Origin of the sequence: Streptomyces amritsarensis (genome assembly GCF_001953875.1) — a bacterium.
Lineage (GTDB): Bacteria > Actinomycetota > Actinomycetes > Streptomycetales > Streptomycetaceae > Streptomyces > Streptomyces amritsarensis.
Genome location: NZ_MQUR01000015.1, coordinates 45,868 through 61,797, shown reverse-complemented (window position 1 = coordinate 61,797; position 15,930 = coordinate 45,868). Strand labels below are relative to the sequence as shown.

Sequence of the window (15,930 nt, the reverse complement as noted above, 5' to 3'; positions counted from 1 at the left end):
CGCATGCGGATCACAAGGAGTGAGTTTTCAGATACTGATAGAGAACGAGAGGGTGCTCAACAGCGCGCCTACTTCACTCCGTAGCCGATCGACTACATACAGCAATCGATCTTCCTGGTGCAGGGGCAAAGAAATGGCCATCGTGGCGGCCGTATCTCCGGCGGTGATGGGGATGGCGGCACAGACCGTGCCCAAGGCATATTCCTGCCGTTCGATTACAGGCTGCATTCGCCCCAGGGCCCCGATCCGGTTCTCCAGCGCGCGCAGATCACGCACGGTATAAGGGGTGATGGCCTCTACCGGATGGCGGTCGTAATAGTCCCTGCGCCCGCTCTCGTCGAGCTGGCCGAGCAGGCACTGCCCGATCGCATGCGCGAATCCCGTCGCACGGAAGTCGGCCCACTCCTCGCACGCCGGACTGCCCGGGGTGTCCGAGACACCCACGACCTCGATTTCACCCTCGCGGTAGACCGCGAAGTAGACGGGCGCCCCGACCGCGTCGCGGAAGTGCGCGAGCGAGTCGCGGATCATGGTGCGACGTTTCTGCTGGAGGCCCCCGCCGGCCAGCCTGCCGGCCGCGGCACCGAGTACGAAGACTCCGCCCTCTCTGCGCAGATAGCCCTCGTGCGTCAGGGTGCGCAGCAGGTGGTAGGCGGTGGGAAGCGGGAGCCCGGCCTCACGCGCCAGCTGCTTCGCCGGGGCTCCCCCGCTGTGGGATCCCGCGGCTTCGAGCAGCCTCAGCGCCCTCTGCACCGAACCGATCAGTGTCGGCACACCCGCATTGTGGACCGGAGACAAGCTCACCCCCAGGCGTGGCGGCGGGCCTTCAGGGGTGGCCCGCCCCGCGGGGGCCGCCCCCGCTCATGCCGGGTCCTGGGGGTCGCGCTCGGCGGGTCGTCGGCGTCACCACAGGTCAGGCGGTGCCGCCGGCTCTCGTGCCCAGGAACGGCACAGTTCGCGACTCTATCCACCGATTCCGGGGCTGTGAGCGGTTCAGGGCGTCCGGTTCCCTCAGCTGGGTTAACGAGGGAACCGCCCCCGCCCGTCACCTACCACTCGGTGGAGGAGGACTTCGAACGTCCGCCGCCGAGCTTCTTCACGGCGAAGATCAGACCGCCGACGAGGCCGACGAAGAGCAGCAGCTTGAAGGCGAACGAGATCAGCGCGCCCAGGATGCTGGTGATGACACCGCCGAACACGAACAGCGCCAGCAGCGGAACGGCGACCCACTTCACCCACCAGGGCATGCCTGCGAATATCTCCCGGATCCCGTTCATGTCCTCGACCTCTTCCTGGTCTTCCCGTCCGTGACTTCCTGCTTTCGATGCTAGGAGTCCGCGGGCCCCGATCGGGGCCCGCGAGCCCTCGCAGTCCCCTGATCCGCCCCTTAGGGGGAGCAGGGGCGCGACCCTCACCCGGGCCGCTCAGCCCTCCGGCGGGGAGAACACCACCATCACCTTCAGGTCCTCGGTGATGTGGTGGAACTTGTGCGGGACGCCCGCCGGCACGTAGACGACGCTGCCGCGCGCCACGGTGGTGGTCTCCTCCCCGACCGTGATCGCGGCCCTCCCGCTGACGACGAAGTACACCTCGTCCTGACCGTGCGGCCGCTGCGGATCGATCTGGCCGGCGTCGAGCGCGTACAGCCCGACCGACATGTTCCGCTCGCGCAGGAACTGCAGATAGGCGCCGTCGTTGGCGGCCCGCTCCGCTTCGAGCTCGTCAAGCCGGAAGGCTTTCATCGTCGTTGTGCCCCTTGTACTCGATCGTTCCCTCGCATCCGCTGATCTGCGGATGTCCCACCGGGATCTTCTCTGCCACGATCAGACACATGACGAATTTCGTAGTCAAGACGCTCGCCAACGCGGCGGCCCTGGCCGTGGCCATCTGGCTGGTTGCCGGCATCACCCTGGACGACGGCAGCACGATGGGCCGCCGGACACTGACCCTGATCCTGGTCGCCCTGCTCTTCGGCCTGGTCAACCTCATCGTCAAGCCCCTGGTGAAGCTGCTGTCGCTGCCGCTGTTCATCCTCACGCTCGGCCTGTTCACCCTCGTCGTGAACGCGCTGATGCTGCTGCTGACCTCGTGGCTGGCCGACCAGTTCGACCTGAGCTTCCACGTGGACAACTTCTGGTCGGCGCTGATCGGCGGCCTGATCATCTCCATCGTCTCCTGGGCCGCCAACCTGGTCCTTCCCGACAACGACTGACCGGGCTGCACATGTACCGCGTCTGCTTCGTCTGCACGGGCAACATATGCCGCTCCCCCATGGCCGAGTCCGTCTTCCGCGCCCATGTGGCACGGGCCGGCCTCGGCGCCCTCGTCGAGGTGGACAGCGCCGGGACGGGCGGCTGGCACGAGGGCGACGGTGCCGACCCGCGCACCGTCTCCGTCCTGGAGGCCGCCGGTTACACCCAGGACCACCGCGCCCGGCAGTTCCGCTCCTCCTGGTTCTCCCGCCTGGACCTCGTCATCGCGCTCGACGCCGGGCACCTGCGCGACCTGCGGGCCCTCGCACCCACTGCGCAGGACGCCGCGAAGGTCCGCCTGCTGCGGTCCTACGATCCGGCGGCCCCGGCCGGTCAGCACGACGTGCCGGACCCCTACTACGGGTCGCTCGACGGCTTCGAGGAGTGCCTGGAGCTCGTCGAGGCGGCGAGCCCCGGACTGCTGGACGCCGTACGCGAGGCGATGAAGGAGCACACCCCGTGAACGAGCACTACCCCGAAGGCCCCGGCGAGCCGATCGGCGACGGCACCCGCGCCGTGCGCGCCGGCCTGCCCGAGGTCGTCAAGAACGAACCGCCCCTGCCGGGGCCGGTCTTCGCCGCCCACTTCCACCTCCCCGGAGACGTCGAGGGCCCGTACGCCTACGGCCGCGACACCAATCCGACCTGGACCCTGCTGGAACGGGCGATCGGAGAGCTGGAGGCCCCCGGCCAGGACGTGCACACCGTCGTCTTCGCCTCCGGCATGGCGGCGATCGCCGCCGTCCTGCTCTCCCAGGCCCGCACCGGCGACACCGTCGTCCTGCCCGACGACGGCTACCAGGCGCTGCCCCTCCTGCGCGAACAGCTGGAGGCCTACGGGATCCACGTCCGCACCGCGCCCACCGGCGCGGACGCCCAGCTCGAGGTCCTCGACGGGGCCCGGATGCTGTGGATCGAGACGCCGTCCAATCCCGGGCTCGACGTGTGCGACGTACGGCGTCTCGCGGAGGCCGCCCACGCCGGCGGGACCCTGGTCGCCGTGGACAACACCCTCGCCACGCCACTCGGACAGCGGCCCCTGGAGCTCGGGGCGGACTTCTCCGTGGCGAGCGGCACCAAGGGCCTCACCGGCCACGGCGACCTGCTGCTCGGGTACGTCGTGTGCCGCGACCCCGAACTCGCGGCCCGCGTCAGGGGGTGGCGCAAGATCGTCGGCGCGATCCCCGGGCCCATGGAGGCCTGGCTCGCCCACCGATCGCTGGCCACGATCCAGCTGCGCGCCCAGCGCCAGTGGGCCAACGCCCAGGCCGTCGCGGAGGCGCTGGGCGACCGCCGCGAGGTGAGCGGGGTGCGCTACCCGGGGCTGACCATGGACCCCTCCCACAAGACCGCCGCCCGCCAGATGCGCGGCTTCGGCTCGGTGGTCTCCTTCACCCTGCCCGGCCGGGCCCACGCGGAGCGGTTCATGGCCGCCCTGCGCCTGGTCGAGGACGCCACGAGTTTCGGTGGCGTACGGTCCACGGCCGAGCGGCGCGGACGGTGGGGCGGCGACGCCGTACCCGAGGGCTTCATCCGCTTCTCCGCGGGAGCCGAGGACACCGAGGACCTGGTCGCGGACGTCCTGCGGGCACTCGACCGTGCCCTCGACCCGGCCGGAGTCGACCGCTGAACACGAGGTGGAAGGCGGTCCGAGCCTCCCCCCTAGTGGCTCGGACCGCCCCGGGTTCCGCGCGCGAAGAACCACGCGACAAGGCTAGTTGACTCTGCGTCAGAGTCCAATCACGGTAGCGACAGGGGCCTATCTGCATATTTATAGTTGTAGGCCCCCACCGAGAGGTGTCGCGATGGATCTGGCCCTGCTGCGCACCTTCGTCACCGTTCACCGGGCGGGCTCGTTCACGCGCGCCGCCGCCCTCCTCGGGCTGTCCCAGCCCGCCGTGACCTCGCAGATCCGCACGCTGGAGCGCCAGTTGGGGCGGCCGCTGTTCCACCGCCGGGCCCGCGGGGTCACTCCCACCGCCGTCGGCGACGAACTCGCCCACAAGGCCGCCCCGCACCTCGACGCCCTGCTCCGGATCACCGAGTCCGAGCGGGAGGACGCGGGCGGGCTGCGGTCCCTCCACGTCGCGGGGCCCGCCGAGTTCCTGTCGCTGCGGGTGCTTCCCGCCCTCGCGCCCCTCGTGGGCCAGGGCCACACCCTGCGCGCCACCCTGCAGAGCGACTCCGCGACCGTCCTCGACGGGCTCGCCGCCGGCCACCACGACCTCGTCGTCACCACCGCCCGGCCCCGCGGCGGGCCCTTCACGGCGACCGCCCTGTGCGACGAGGAGCACGTGCTGGTCGCAGCGCCCTACTGGGCCGCCCTCGTCGACACGGACCGGCTGCGGGACGACGGCCCCGCAGCGCTGGAGGGCATCCCGCTGGTCGAGGTCCACGAGACCCTGCCGCTCGTCACCCGGTACTGGAGCGCCGTCTTCGACACCCTGCCGGACGCCAGGTCCCTCGCCGCCACCGTGGTCGCACCCGACCTGCGCGGCGTACTGGAATGCGTCATGGCGGGCGCGGGGCTCGCCGTGCTGCCCCGCTACCTGTGCCAGGACGCCCTCGACAGCGGCCGGATCACCGCCGTGGCCGAGCCTGCCGTACCACCGCTGCGCACCTGGTTCCTGGTGCTGCGGACGGGGAGCCCCTCCCTCGCCCACCTCGCCCGCGCCCGCGAGCGGCTGCTGGATGCCGCCGTGCACTGGTGAGCCCCCTGTTTCCGGCCCGTGGCGCGTTTCAGAAGCGGAGCGGCGGGCCACTCTTCTCCCATGACCGAACGTCCCGTGGTCAAACGCACCGCTCGCGCGATCCTGCTCGACGGTGACGACCTGATCCTCATCAAGCGCACCAAGCCCGGCGTCGACCCGTACTGGGTCACCCCCGGCGGGGGAGTGGAGTCCTCGGACGCCACCGTCGTCGACGCCCTCCACCGAGAGGTCCACGAGGAACTCGGCGCGAAGATCACCGATGTTGTGCCCTGCTTCGTCGACACCGTCGAACACATCGCCGGCGGCGGGGTGACCGGCGTGAAGGTGCAGCACTTCTTCGTCTGCCGTCTCGAATCCATGGACCCCGGCCTCCGGCACGGCCCCGAGGTCGACGAGCCCGAGGGCGAGTACGAGATCGTCCGCGTGCCCTTCAGCCGGGTGGGCATCGCCGCGGTCCACCTCGTCCCGCTGTCGCTGCGGCACTACCTGGACGGCAACATCGAGGGCGTGCGCGCCATGCACGCGCCCGATCTGGGCTGAGGCCCCTCGCGGTCCGGGTCCGGTGGGCTGCCGCCGGTCCCGGACCGGCCGTGCCCGCCGGTCTCACCCGGCGATGCCCACCAGTTCCTCGACCGCGTCGTGCCGGATCCGCTCGCCGGGGATTCCGATGCGCAGCAGTTCGTCGACCCCGCTGCGGATCATCGCGGGCGGGCCGGAGATGAACGCGTCGTACGAGCTCCACGGCCCGTGCTCGCCCACGGCGTGCGGCAGCTGTCCCGCCAGCCCGTCCCCGACCACCGGCCGGACCGAGAGCCACGGGTGCGAGCGCTGCAGCCCCAGCAGGGTGTCCTTGTCGTACAGGTCGCTGTCGCTGCGCGCCCCGAAGAACACCTCCACGGGCCGCCGCTCCCCGTGTCCGGCCACATCCTCGATCAGCGCCTTGATCGGGGCGATACCGGTGCCCCCGCCCAGGCACAGCATCCCGTTGTCCGTGGTGTGGTCCACCACCATCGACCCGGCCGGCGGCCCCAGGCGCAGGACGTCCCCGGGGCGGGCGTGGCGTACCAGCGCGTTGGAGACCCAGCCCGCGGGGACTGCCTTGACATGGAAGGTGAGCAGTCCGTCGGCCCGCGGGGCCGAAGCAAAGGAGTAGTGCCGCCACACCCGCGGCCACCACGGGGTCTCCAGGCTCGCGTACTGGCCGGCCAGGAAGGGGTACGGCTGGTCGGGGCGGACGGTCAGCACGGCGATGTCCGGGGTGCGCAGGTCGTGGGAGACCACCTCCGCGTGCCACCACGCGGGACGCTTCACCTCGTCCTCCGCCGCGGCGTCGATCATGATCTGGGAGATCGCGGTGTACGCCCGCACCCACGCGGCCTCGGTCTCCGGACCCCAGCTCCGCGTGGCGAAGCGGGCCAGCGCCCCGACGAGGGCCTCGCCGACCACGGGGTAGTGACCGGCCATCGTGCCGTACTTGCGGTGCCCGGTACCGAGGCGGCAGAGGTAGGGGGCGAGCACTTCGGGGTTGTCGATGTGCTCGGCGGCGGTCAGGAGCGCCTTCAGCAGTCGGTCGCGCTGGGTGTCCATGGCTGCCGGGAACATGCCCCGTACTTCCGGATGCCCGGTGAAGACCAGAGCGTAGAAGTACGAGGTCACCTTGTCGGCGACCGGGGCGATCTCCGCGAGGGTCCGGCGGATGAGTACTGCATCCGGTGAGGGCTCGGCCGCGCCGCCCTCGGAGGGTATCCGGGCCGCTTCGCGTCTGGCCGATCTGGTGGGCGGAGCGTCCATGCGGTGCCTCGCTTCGAGCATCTCGGTCGGTCTGCACACGCCACGGTCATGAATCCGTGGTTCCCGGTTCCACAGCGTGCCACCCGCCCCAGAGGCCTGCGGGGAAACGCGGAAAATCCGCGTTTCGAACCCACTTTCCTCCTAAGATGCGTCAACTTCCGGGCGTGCCACCGCCACGATCTGGTATGCCTCCCGCAGATCCCGGCCCTGGTATACGTGGGTCGCACGCGCGGCCAGGTGCGGCCGCGCGTTGACCGCCACCGAGACGGACACCGCCTCGAAGAGGTGGATATCGGTCCCCGAGTCCCCGTACGCCACGCAGTCGCTGCGCGTCACGCCGAACTGCTCGCACAACCGGTCGGCCACCATGACCTTGCCCTCGGGAGTCAGGATCCCGGCCTCCTCAACCGGCCGGGTGAACGGCACTTCCGGGAAGACGGACCCGTGGGCGGCATGAGCGCCCCACTCCAGCAGAAGCTCCACGAAGAAGGACGGCGACAGGGAGACCACCGCGCAGTACTCGCCGCGCCGGCGGATCTCCTGCCAGACGTCCCGGATCCCCGCAAGCCAGGGCGCCCCGTCGAACGCCGCCCTGACATGCGCGGGCGTCAGCTCGGCCCACAACGCGTGTACCGCCACCGAGAACTGGTGCGGCCCGATCTGACGAGCGGCGAAGGACCGCTCCAGCTGGGCGATCTCGGCACCCACCCCGAGTTGGCGGGAGATCTCCACCGGAGCCGCCGAGCCGTACATCAGCGTTCCGTCGAGGTCGAAGAGGTGCAGGCGCGTCATAGCCATCGAGGCTAGTGGGTTGGTTTCACGTGAAACACCGTGTTTCACGTGAAACATCGACCGGCACGACCGCCCCGTCGCTCATGTTTCACGTGAAACATCGACCCCAAATCCTCTGGACGGCTCCCAGTCCATGATCCAGTCTGGGCCGGTGACACCACACATCACCGATCTGCCGATCCGGGCGCTGACCGTGGACGATCTCCGCCGCTGCGCCGACCTGTCCGAAGATCGTGGCTGGCTCCGCGAGGAGCACAAGTGGGGGCTGCTGCTCGCAGCAGGCAACGGCTTCGGCGTCGATGCCCCGGACGGCCGGGGGCTCGCCGCCGCGTGCGTCGTCACCCGGTACGGCAGCCTCCCCGCCGGCCCCGGACTCGCCGCCATCGGCATGGTCCTCGTGGCCGACCGCTACGCCCGCCAGGGTCTGGGGCGCGCCCTGATGACCCATGTCTGCAACGACGTACTCAAGGGCGTGCCACTCACCCTCCACGCCACGCCCTATGGGCTCCCGCTCTACGAAGAGCTCGGGTTCAAGACCACGGGCCGCGCCGAGATGCTGGTGGGCACCTTCCGTCAGGAAGGCCCTTCCGACCCCCACGGCACACAGGTCCGGCGGGCGGTCGCAGAAGACCTCCCGCGGATCCTGCGCCTGGACGCCGAAGTCTTCGGTGCGGACCGCACGCACATGATCACGCGGCTGCCCGCCTTCGCCGATCAATTGCTGGTCGCCGAGGACGGCGGGAGGGACGGCACGCTCACCGGATACGCCGCAGCCTGGCCCAATATGCACACCCATGTCATCGGCCCGCTGATCGCCCGCGACACCGAAACCGCCCAGGCCTTGATCACCGCCCTCGCCGAGGGCACGGACCGTGCACTGCGCACCGACATCGACGTACGGCACGGGGAACTGCTCGCGTGGCTCAAGGAACGCGGCTTGGAGTCCGTCGCCTTCAACGCCGTGATGGCCAGGGACATCCCCGAACTGCCCGGTGACTGGACCCGCCGCTGGGCGCCGCTGACCGTGGCCGCGGGCTGAGAAAGGGCTTTCCTCATGAACGAGATTCCCGAGCCGACGATCCGGCCCGCGACCGACGCCGATCTGCCTGCCATCGTCGCCATGCTGGCCGATGACCCACTCGGCGCCACCCGCGAGTCCCCGGAGGACCTCACCCCCTACCGTGCGGCCCTGAAACGTCTTGTCGGCGACCCGAACCAGCATGTGGTCGTCGCCGTCCGGGCCGGCCGTGTCGTGGGCACCCTCCAGCTGACGGTCGTCCCGGGCCTCTCCCGCAGGGGAGCCACCCGCGCCATCATCGAGGGCGTACGTGTCCATGCGGACGAGCGCGGCAGCGGACTGGGCACCCGGTTCATCGAGTGGGCGATCGAGAAGTCCCGCGCCGAGAACTGCTCGCTCGTCCAGCTCACGTCGGACGTGACCCGGACCGACGCACACCGCTTCTACGAACGACTCGGGTTCACGGCGTCACACGTCGGCTTCAAGCTGCAGCTCTGACCGTGCCGGAACGTCGGCCGGGCCGGGCAGCTGCGCCGGCGGCCCGGCCTACGATCGGGAGGACGAGCGCCGGTCTCCCCCTCCTCAGCACCACCGAGCGCCGCAACCGGCTCGGCCGACGCCACCGCCTGGCTCCGTAGGCCCGCGCCGCGACGGTCGCGGAAGCGGCGTCCGCTGGAGCGTGAACTCGTCGCCTGAGAGGCTCCCCGGGCCGTCAGCCGATGCCGCGCCAACCCTGCGGGTCGACCCCGCCGGGCACCGGGGCGCCGGGGTCGTAGGGCTCCCTGGTGAACACGAAGGACGCCAGATCGAGGTGGCTCACCGAGCCGTCCTCGCGGCGCACCGCCCGCAGCGTCTCGCCTGCGTAATACCCGGACAGGCCGGTCCACGTGCCGTCGGGCCGGGACCGGAACCGGGCCGTACGCCCCGTACCGCCGACGGGGGCCAACTCCAGCGAGCCGTCCGCGATGAGCCGGACCACCTGGGGCGAAGTCCCCCAGTACCAGGGGCCGCACAGCTCCAGGGGCACCCGGTCCGCCTCCCGGAACGGCCGCCACGGCCGCGGGAACGGGGGCTCTGCATCCGCCACGATCGCGACCAGGTCGGCGGCCACAGCCGCCGCCGGCAGCCCCGACGTGCAGTTGGCCAGCACGACCGCCGCGACGTCGTCGTCCTCGCTCAGCCACAGCCCCGCGACGAACCCGGGCAGCGAGCCGCTGTGGCCCGCCAGCCTGCGTGCGCCCTGGGCCATCAGCTGCATCCCCAGCCCGTAGCCGAGGTCGGCCAACCCCGGCTCCGGGGGCGCCGCCGGCCGGCGCATCTCCCGGACGGACTCCGCGCTCAGCACCCGCTCGTCACCGCGCATCAGGAAGTCGGCGAACCGTGCGAGGTCCCGGGTCGTGGACCACAGCTGGCCGGCCGCGGCCATCAGCCCCAGGTCCTCGAGCGGCTCGGGCAGCATCACGTCGGCCCAGGGGTGCACCGCCCAGCCGCCCGCGTGCGGGGCCTGCGGCCGGCCGCTCGTACGCTCCAGGCCGAGGGGCTCCAGCACCTCGGCCCGCAGGACCTCTTCCCAAGGCTTGCCGCGCAGTGCCTCCACCAGCGAACCCAGCAGGGTGTAGCCGGGGTTGGAGTAGTGGTGCCTGCTGCCCGGGGTGAGCTTGAAGGGCTCCTCGCCCAGCACGTCCGCGAGCTCGGGACGCTGCGCGCCGGGAGTGCGCTCCCACCACTCGCCGGGGGTCTCCGCGGCCAGCCCTCCGGTGTGTGCCAGGAGTTGGGCGATGGTCACCCGGCCGGCGGCGGTGCCCGGGAGGTGCTCCTCCAGCGGGTCCTCGAGCCTGAGGAGCCCTTCGTCCCGCAGGCGCATGACGAGGACGGCGGTGAAGGTCTTGCTGATCGACCCGATCCGGTACTGCACGTTCCCGTCGGGACCGTGCCCCTCGACGGAGGTCCGGGAGCCCTCCCAGACCACCTCCCCGCCGCGCAGCACGGCAGCCGCGACCGACGGGGCTCGTCCCGTGCTCTGGGCGACGGCGATCCGGTGCCTCAGCGCACGCCGGGTGGCGGGGAGCAGTTCAAGGTCCTCGGCAAGCTCATCCATGATCGGATGCTACGTGTTGGCCATGTCCACGAAGCGCGAATAGTGGCCCTGAAAGGCCACCGTGATCGTCGCGGTCGGGCCGTTACGGTGCTTGGCCACGATCAGGTCGGCCTCACCGGCGCGCGGGGACTCCTTCTCGTAGGCGTCCTCACGGTGGAGCAGGATCACCATGTCGGCGTCCTGCTCGATCGATCCCGACTCACGCAGGTCGGAGACCATCGGCTTCTTGTCGGTTCGCTGCTCCGGGCCACGGTTCAGCTGGGAGAGCGCGATCACCGGAACCTCCAGCTCCTTCGCCAGGAGCTTCAGGTTTCGGGACATGTCCGATACCTCCTGCTGACGGCTCTCGGGACGGCGCGAGCCGCCCGACTGCATGAGCTGGAGGTAGTCGATGACCACGAGCGAGAGGTCGTTGCGCTGCTTGAGCCGACGGCACTTGGCCCGGATCTCCATCATCGAGAGGTTGGGGGAATCGTCGATGTAGAGGGGGGCGGCGGAGACGTCCGGCATCCGGCGGGCCAGCCGGGTCCAGTCGTCGTCCGTCATCGTGCCGGAGCGCATGTGGTGCAGGGCCACCCTGGCCTCGGCCGACAGGAGGCGCATGGCGATCTCGTTGCGGCCCATTTCGAGGGAGAAGATCACGCTGGGCAGGTTGCTCTTGATGGAGCAGGCCCGGGCGAAGTCCAGGGCGAGCGTGGACTTGCCCATGGCCGGACGGGCGGCGATGACGATCATCTGGCCCGGGTGCAAGCCGTTGGTCAGGGAGTCCAGGTCGGTGAAGCCGGTGGGCACGCCCGACATCTGCCCGCTGCGCGAACCGATGGCCTCGATCTCGTCGAGGGCGCCTTCCATGATGTCGCCGAGCGGCAGGTAGTCCTCGGAGGTCCGCTGCTCGGTGACGGCGTAGATCTCGGCCTGGGCGCTGTTGACGATCTCGTCGACGTCGCCGTCGGCCGCATACCCCATCTGCGTGATCTTCGTACCGGCGGCGACGAGGCGCCGCAGGACGGCCCGCTCGTGGACGATCTCCGCGTAGTACTCGGCGTTCGCCGCCGTGGGCACGGACTGGACCAGCGTGTGCAGGTACGAGGCGCCGCCGACCTTGCTGATCTCGCCGCGCCGCGTCAGCTCGGCGCCGACGGTGATCGGGTCGGCCGGCTCGCCCTTGGCATACAGGTCGAGGATGGCCTGGTAGATCGTCTCGTGCGAGGGCCGGTAGAAGTCATGGCCCTTGAGGACCTCGACGACGTCGGCGATGGCGTCCTTGGAGAGGAGCATGCCGCCGAGGACCGACTGCTCGGCGTCGAGGTCCTGCGGAGGAACGCGTTCGAAGCCGCCGCCGCCACCGTCCCAGGAGCCGCCCTCGCGACCCCGGTCGTGCTGCTCGTCTCCGCGGCCCCGGCCTTCGCTGTTGCGGCGGGGACGGGCGGGCAGACGGTCACTGGGACCGCTGTCGGCCCAGGGGTCGTCCATGGGCTCGGGCATGCTCACGGGCCGCCTCCTCCCGTCCGCAACGCGGACCTCGCCGTGCGGCATTTCTACGGCACGGCTCTGACATATGGGGCACCCGGATCGGCTGTCGGCGAGTCGGGCAACGCACCACGGTAGGGCCGCGAGCGGCGTCAGCCAATCTTGTTATCCACAGGCTCTGTGGATGAGATGTGGACGACGGCGCGAATGCTGTGGGTAACTCCCCGGAAGCTGTGCACGGACCGGGGGACGGCGCTGTGGACAAAATCACCCGGGCCACCCCACCACCCCATCTGACCTGGGATTTCCTCATCCACCGGCAGTGGGCGAGAAAATTCTTCGCCCAGGTCTCGAGAACGCCTCCAACGGGGCGGGACGAACGCCCAAGTCAGCACACAGGTAAGGATTGATACGAGGTTGCGTCCGTTACCTGTGGAAGATTAGATTGGGCGCATGACACAGGCCCTCGCAGCGCCCCCGGCAGGGCCGAGACGGCACGACCGGGAGATCTTCGCACTCGCTGTCCCCGCCTTCGGCGCCCTCGTGGCCGAGCCTCTCTTCGTGATGGCCGACAGCGCCATCGTGGGACACCTCGGCACTCCCCAGCTGGCCGGCCTCGGCATCGCCGCCGCCTTGCTCACCACCGCCGTGAGCGTCTTCGTCTTCCTCGCCTACGCCACCACCGCGGCCGTCTCACGCCGTGTGGGCGCCGGAGACCTGCCGGCAGCCATCCGGCAGGGCATGGACGGCATCTGGCTGGGCCTTCTGCTCGGCGTCGCCGTCGTCGCCGTGGTGCTGCCCGCCGCACCCTCGCTGGTCGCCCTCTTCGGCGCATCGGACAGCGCCGCCCCCCACGCGATCACCTACCTGCGCATCTCCGCCCTCGGCATCCCGGCGATGCTCGTGGTCCTGGCCGCCACAGGGGTCATCCGCGGCCTCCAGGACACCCGTACGCCGCTCTACGTGGCCATCGGCGGCTTCGCCCTCAACGCGGGACTGAACGTCGCGCTCGTCTACGGCGCGGGCCTCGGCATCGCCGGCTCCGCCTGGGGCACCGTCCTCGCCCAGTGCGCCATGGCCGCCGCCTATCTCTTCGTGGTCGTCCGCGGGGCCCGACGCCACGGCGCCTCGCTGCGTCCCGACACCGCCGGCATCCGCGCCTGCGCCCAGGCCGGGGCCCCGCTGCTGGTCCGCACCCTGTCCCTGCGTGCCATCCTGCTGATCGCGACCGCCGTGGCCGCCCGGCTCGGCGACGCAGACATCGCGGCCCACCAGATCCTGCTCTCCCTGTGGAGCCTGCTCGCCTTCGCCCTGGACGCCATCGCGATCGCCGGCCAGGCGATCATCGGCCGCTACCTGGGCTCGGGTGACACGGACGGCGCGAAGGCCGTCTGCCGCCGGATGGTGCAGTGGGGCATTGCCACGGGCATCGTGCTCGGCCTCCTGGTGGTCCTGGCCCGACCTGTGTTCACTCCGCTGTTCACCAGCGACCCGGCCGTGGAGAAGGCACTACTGCCCGCTCTCCTGGTCGTCGCGCTCGCCCAGCCCGTGTCCGGCATCGTCTTCGTGCTGGACGGCGTCCTGATGGGTGCGGGCGACGGCCCTTACCTCGCCCGGGCCATGCTGGTCACGCTTGCCTCGTTCACCCCGGTCGCGCTGCTCGTCCCGGCCCTGGGCGGCGGCCTGACGATGCTCTGGTGGGCCATGACCCTGATGATGCTGGTCCGGATGCTCACTCTGCAGCTGCGCGCCCGCTCCGGCCGATGGGCGATCGCGGGCGCCACCAGATAAGCCGTTTCACGTGAAACATCGCCGAGCCGTCGCCGTGTTTCACGTGAAACACAGCCCGGCCGCCGACATGCGGCGCTTCCCGGAGAAGCCAGGGAACGACGAAGGGCCGCACCCCGGCGGGGTGCGGCCCTTCGCGTGCAGCCTTAGGCGGCGACGACCTCGATGCCCACGTTCGCGGCCACGTCGGTGTGCAGACGCACGGAGACCTGGTACGAACCGAGGGTCTTGATCGGGGAGCCGAGCTCAACGCGGCGCTTGTCGACCTTCGGGCCACCGGAAGCCTCGATCGCCGTGGCGATGTCGGCCGGGGTCACGGAGCCGAAGAGACGACCGGCGTCACCCGCGCGGGTGGCCAGACGGACCTTCACACCCTCGAGCTTGGCCTTGACCTCGTTGGCCTGCTCGATGGTCGCGATCTCGTGGATCTTGCGGGCGCGGCGGATCTGCGCCACGTCCTTCTCGCCACCCTTGGTCCAGCGGATCGCGAAACCACGCGGGACCAGGTAGTTGCGAGCGTAACCGTCCTTGACGTCGACGACATCGCCGGCGGCACCGAGGCCAGAAACCTCGTGGGTCAGGATGATCTTCATTAGTCGGTCACCCTTTCCTTATCGCGCGGTGGACGTGTAGGGCAGCAGCGCCATCTCACGGCTGTTCTTCACGGCCGTGGCGACGTCACGCTGGTGCTGCGTGCAGTTGCCGGTGACGCGGCGGGCACGGATCTTGCCGCGGTCGGAAATGAACTTCCGCAGCATGTTCGTGTCCTTGTAGTCCACGTAAGCGGTCTTGTCCTTGCAGAACGCGCAGACCTTCTTCTTAGGCTTGCGCACAGGCGGCTTCGCCATTGTGTCTCTCCTGTGTGATCAAGAAGTTTGGATGGAGCTGCCCTAGAAGGGCGGCTCGTCCGAGTAGCCACCGCCGGAGCCGCCGGAGCTTCCGCCCCAACCGCCCCCGCCGCCGCCCTGCTGCTGGCCACCGGCCGGCGCGCTGGACGCCCACGGGTCGTCGGAGGGAGCTCCGCCGCCCTGCTGGCCGCCGCTGGGGGCTCCGCCCCAGCCACCGCCGCCGCCCTGCTGCTGACCGCCGCCGCCGTATCCACCCTGGCCACCGCGGCCGGTGGTCTTGGCGACCTTGGCCGTGGCGTTCTTCAGGCTGGGGCCGACTTCCTCGACGTCCAGCTCGTAGACCGTGCGCTTGACACCCTCACGGTCCTCGTACGACCGCTGCCTCAGCCGGCCCTGCACGATGACGCGCATGCCTCGCTGGAGGGACTCGGCGACGTTCTCCGCCGCCTGCCGCCACACCGAGCAGGTCAGGAACAGGCTCTCGCCGTCCTTCCACTCATTGGTCTGACGGTCGAAGGTGCGGGGGGTGGACGCGACACGGAACTTCGCGACCGCCGCACCCGAGGGGGTGAAGCGCAGCTCGGGGTCGTCGACGAGATTGCCGACGACCGTGATGACGGTCTCGCCTGCCATGGATGAACCTCTCGGCGGGGATTGCTGCTGGGCTGCTGTGCTACTCGATCCCGATTACCGCTGAACCGAAGTTCAGTGGGTCTCGGGGCGAAGGACCTTGGTCCGGAGAACCGACTCGTTCAGGTTCATCTGTCGGTCAAGCTCCTTGACGACCGCAGGCTCGGCCTGGAGGTCGATGACCGAGTAGATGCCCTCGGGCTTCTTCTTGATCTCGTAAGCGAGACGACGACGGCCCCAGGTGTCGACCTTCTCGACCTTTCCGTTGCCCTCACGGACGACGGAGAGGAAGTTCTCGATCAGCGGGGAGACAGCGCGCTCCTCGAGATCGGGGTCGAGGATGACCATCACTTCGTAGTGACGCATGTGGAACCCACCTCCTTTGGACTCAGCGGCCACGGTCGTTCCGTGGCAGGAGGGTCGTGATGCGTGAGCACGGCGTCCGCAGAGCAGACACCGCGCAGCTGTACAGACTACCTGCTCGCGTCCTTCCGGTTGAAATCCGGCAGGAGAGGGCCACAATCTGTATCCAT

At 70.1% G+C, this 15,930-nt stretch carries 19 protein-coding genes; 8 read left to right on the top strand and 11 right to left on the bottom strand.

What is annotated here, in order from left to right; all coding sequences use genetic code 11:
* Positions 1 to 27 precede the first annotated feature (27 nt).
* From AVW11_RS09595 to AVW11_RS09585, 3 genes are all read right to left on the bottom strand, one after another.
* Positions 28 to 765, bottom strand: coding sequence for an IclR family transcriptional regulator (locus AVW11_RS09595; protein WP_276209058.1), 738 nt, complete (start codon positions 763 to 765; stop codon positions 28 to 30).
* 284 nt (positions 766 to 1,049) lie between these two features.
* A complete protein-coding gene (locus AVW11_RS09590; RefSeq protein ID WP_030839397.1) occupies positions 1,050 to 1,277 on the bottom strand; it encodes a DUF5326 family protein in 228 nt (75 codons plus the stop codon).
* Between the two features lie 147 nt (positions 1,278 to 1,424).
* Positions 1,425 to 1,742, bottom strand: a complete 318-nt coding sequence (locus AVW11_RS09585; protein WP_030839393.1) for a cupin domain-containing protein — start codon at positions 1,740 to 1,742, stop codon at positions 1,425 to 1,427.
* Between the two features lie 89 nt (positions 1,743 to 1,831).
* Here AVW11_RS09585 and AVW11_RS09580 point away from each other — a divergent pair, with 89 nt between their 5' ends.
* The 5 genes from AVW11_RS09580 to AVW11_RS09560 all read left to right on the top strand — a co-directional run bounded on the left by AVW11_RS09580 (position 1,832) and on the right by AVW11_RS09560 (position 5,502).
* Positions 1,832 to 2,212 (top strand): phage holin family protein, encoded by a 381-nt coding sequence (locus AVW11_RS09580; protein WP_030839390.1) that lies wholly within the window; start codon positions 1,832 to 1,834, stop codon positions 2,210 to 2,212.
* Positions 2,213 to 2,223: 11 nt separating this feature from the next.
* A complete protein-coding gene (locus AVW11_RS09575) occupies positions 2,224 to 2,715 on the top strand; it encodes a low molecular weight protein-tyrosine-phosphatase (RefSeq protein WP_076043748.1) in 492 nt (163 codons plus the stop codon).
* Entirely contained in the window at positions 2,712 to 3,881 is a 1,170-nt protein-coding gene (locus tag AVW11_RS09570) for a cystathionine gamma-lyase (protein WP_076043747.1), read from the top strand. Before AVW11_RS09575 ends, AVW11_RS09570 begins: the two co-directional genes overlap by 4 nt.
* 175 nt (positions 3,882 to 4,056) lie before the next feature.
* A complete protein-coding gene (locus AVW11_RS09565) occupies positions 4,057 to 4,962 on the top strand; it encodes a LysR family transcriptional regulator (RefSeq protein WP_076043746.1) in 906 nt (301 codons plus the stop codon).
* Between the two features lie 60 nt (positions 4,963 to 5,022).
* On the top strand, positions 5,023 to 5,502 hold the full coding sequence (locus AVW11_RS09560) for an NUDIX domain-containing protein (protein ID WP_030839379.1): 480 nt from the start codon (positions 5,023 to 5,025) through the stop codon (positions 5,500 to 5,502).
* Positions 5,503 to 5,565: 63 nt separating this feature from the next.
* On the opposite strand, the gene AVW11_RS09555 is transcribed toward AVW11_RS09560, so the two are convergent.
* Complete coding sequence (locus AVW11_RS09555; protein WP_381784162.1) at positions 5,566 to 6,870, bottom strand: globin domain-containing protein; 1,305 nt, start codon at positions 6,868 to 6,870, stop codon at positions 5,566 to 5,568.
* A gap of 24 nt (positions 6,871 to 6,894) precedes the next feature.
* Entirely contained in the window at positions 6,895 to 7,545 is a 651-nt protein-coding gene (locus AVW11_RS09550) for an HAD family hydrolase (RefSeq protein ID WP_060177166.1), read from the bottom strand.
* Between the two features lie 151 nt (positions 7,546 to 7,696).
* Here AVW11_RS09550 and AVW11_RS09545 point away from each other — a divergent pair, with 151 nt between their 5' ends.
* Positions 7,697 to 8,584: a GNAT family N-acetyltransferase gene (locus tag AVW11_RS09545; RefSeq protein ID WP_234362137.1), complete on the top strand. Its 888-nt coding sequence runs from the start codon at positions 7,697 to 7,699 to the stop codon at positions 8,582 to 8,584.
* 15 nt (positions 8,585 to 8,599) lie between these two features.
* Entirely contained in the window at positions 8,600 to 9,061 is a 462-nt protein-coding gene (locus AVW11_RS09540; protein WP_107052206.1) for a GNAT family N-acetyltransferase, read from the top strand.
* A gap of 214 nt (positions 9,062 to 9,275) precedes the next feature.
* On the opposite strand, the gene AVW11_RS09535 is transcribed toward AVW11_RS09540, so the two are convergent.
* Both AVW11_RS09535 and dnaB read right to left on the bottom strand, forming a co-directional pair.
* Positions 9,276 to 10,661 carry a serine hydrolase domain-containing protein gene (locus tag AVW11_RS09535; RefSeq protein WP_076043744.1) on the bottom strand — a complete coding sequence of 462 codons (1,386 nt, stop codon included), beginning with the start codon at positions 10,659 to 10,661 and terminating at the stop codon, positions 9,276 to 9,278.
* A gap of 9 nt (positions 10,662 to 10,670) precedes the next feature.
* Positions 10,671 to 12,134, bottom strand: coding sequence for a replicative DNA helicase (gene dnaB, locus AVW11_RS09530; RefSeq protein ID WP_031156067.1), 1,464 nt, complete (start codon positions 12,132 to 12,134; stop codon positions 10,671 to 10,673).
* A gap of 450 nt (positions 12,135 to 12,584) precedes the next feature.
* Here dnaB and AVW11_RS09525 point away from each other — a divergent pair, with 450 nt between their 5' ends.
* On the top strand, positions 12,585 to 13,922 hold the full coding sequence (locus tag AVW11_RS09525; RefSeq protein ID WP_060177163.1) for an MATE family efflux transporter: 1,338 nt from the start codon (positions 12,585 to 12,587) through the stop codon (positions 13,920 to 13,922).
* A gap of 143 nt (positions 13,923 to 14,065) precedes the next feature.
* Here AVW11_RS09525 and rplI read toward each other — a convergent pair whose 3' ends face one another.
* The 4 genes from rplI to rpsF form a co-directional block, all read right to left on the bottom strand.
* Entirely contained in the window at positions 14,066 to 14,512 is a 447-nt protein-coding gene (gene rplI, locus AVW11_RS09520; RefSeq protein WP_030839357.1) for a 50S ribosomal protein L9, read from the bottom strand.
* Positions 14,513 to 14,530: 18 nt separating this feature from the next.
* Positions 14,531 to 14,767: a 30S ribosomal protein S18 gene (gene rpsR / locus AVW11_RS09515; protein ID WP_005315025.1), complete on the bottom strand. Its 237-nt coding sequence runs from the start codon at positions 14,765 to 14,767 to the stop codon at positions 14,531 to 14,533.
* A 42-nt stretch (positions 14,768 to 14,809) separates the two neighbouring features.
* Positions 14,810 to 15,400 carry a single-stranded DNA-binding protein gene (locus tag AVW11_RS09510; protein WP_060177162.1) on the bottom strand — a complete coding sequence of 197 codons (591 nt, stop codon included), beginning with the start codon at positions 15,398 to 15,400 and terminating at the stop codon, positions 14,810 to 14,812.
* Positions 15,401 to 15,472: 72 nt separating this feature from the next.
* The gene (gene rpsF / locus AVW11_RS09505; RefSeq protein ID WP_004950685.1) at positions 15,473 to 15,763 is read right to left on the bottom strand and encodes a 30S ribosomal protein S6; all 291 of its coding nucleotides are present in this window, start codon (positions 15,761 to 15,763) and stop codon (positions 15,473 to 15,475) included.
* Positions 15,764 to 15,930: the final 167 nt, after the last annotated feature.

Excerpts from the sequence above, each read along its gene's own strand:
- AVW11_RS09590 (WP_030839397.1), bottom strand. The coding sequence starts at position 1,277 with ATGAACGGGATCCGGGAGATATTCGCAGGCATGCCCTGGTGGGTGAAG.
- AVW11_RS09585 (WP_030839393.1), bottom strand. The coding sequence starts at position 1,742 with ATGAAAGCCTTCCGGCTTGACGAGCTCGAAGCGGAGCGGGCCGCCAAC.
- AVW11_RS09580 (WP_030839390.1), top strand. The coding sequence starts at position 1,832 with ATGACGAATTTCGTAGTCAAGACGCTCGCCAACGCGGCGGCCCTGGCC.
- AVW11_RS09575 (WP_076043748.1), top strand. The coding sequence starts at position 2,224 with ATGTACCGCGTCTGCTTCGTCTGCACGGGCAACATATGCCGCTCCCCC.
- AVW11_RS09565 (WP_076043746.1), top strand. The coding sequence starts at position 4,057 with ATGGATCTGGCCCTGCTGCGCACCTTCGTCACCGTTCACCGGGCGGGC.
- AVW11_RS09560 (WP_030839379.1), top strand. The coding sequence starts at position 5,023 with ATGACCGAACGTCCCGTGGTCAAACGCACCGCTCGCGCGATCCTGCTC.
- AVW11_RS09550 (WP_060177166.1), bottom strand. The coding sequence starts at position 7,545 with ATGACGCGCCTGCACCTCTTCGACCTCGACGGAACGCTGATGTACGGC.
- AVW11_RS09540 (WP_107052206.1), top strand. The coding sequence starts at position 8,600 with ATGAACGAGATTCCCGAGCCGACGATCCGGCCCGCGACCGACGCCGAT.
- AVW11_RS09535 (WP_076043744.1), bottom strand. The coding sequence starts at position 10,661 with ATGGATGAGCTTGCCGAGGACCTTGAACTGCTCCCCGCCACCCGGCGT.
- dnaB (WP_031156067.1), bottom strand. The coding sequence starts at position 12,134 with ATGGACGACCCCTGGGCCGACAGCGGTCCCAGTGACCGTCTGCCCGCC.
- AVW11_RS09525 (WP_060177163.1), top strand. The coding sequence starts at position 12,585 with ATGACACAGGCCCTCGCAGCGCCCCCGGCAGGGCCGAGACGGCACGAC.
- rplI (WP_030839357.1), bottom strand. The coding sequence starts at position 14,512 with ATGAAGATCATCCTGACCCACGAGGTTTCTGGCCTCGGTGCCGCCGGC.
- rpsR (WP_005315025.1), bottom strand. The coding sequence starts at position 14,767 with ATGGCGAAGCCGCCTGTGCGCAAGCCTAAGAAGAAGGTCTGCGCGTTC.
- AVW11_RS09510 (WP_060177162.1), bottom strand. The coding sequence starts at position 15,400 with ATGGCAGGCGAGACCGTCATCACGGTCGTCGGCAATCTCGTCGACGAC.
- rpsF (WP_004950685.1), bottom strand. The coding sequence starts at position 15,763 with ATGCGTCACTACGAAGTGATGGTCATCCTCGACCCCGATCTCGAGGAG.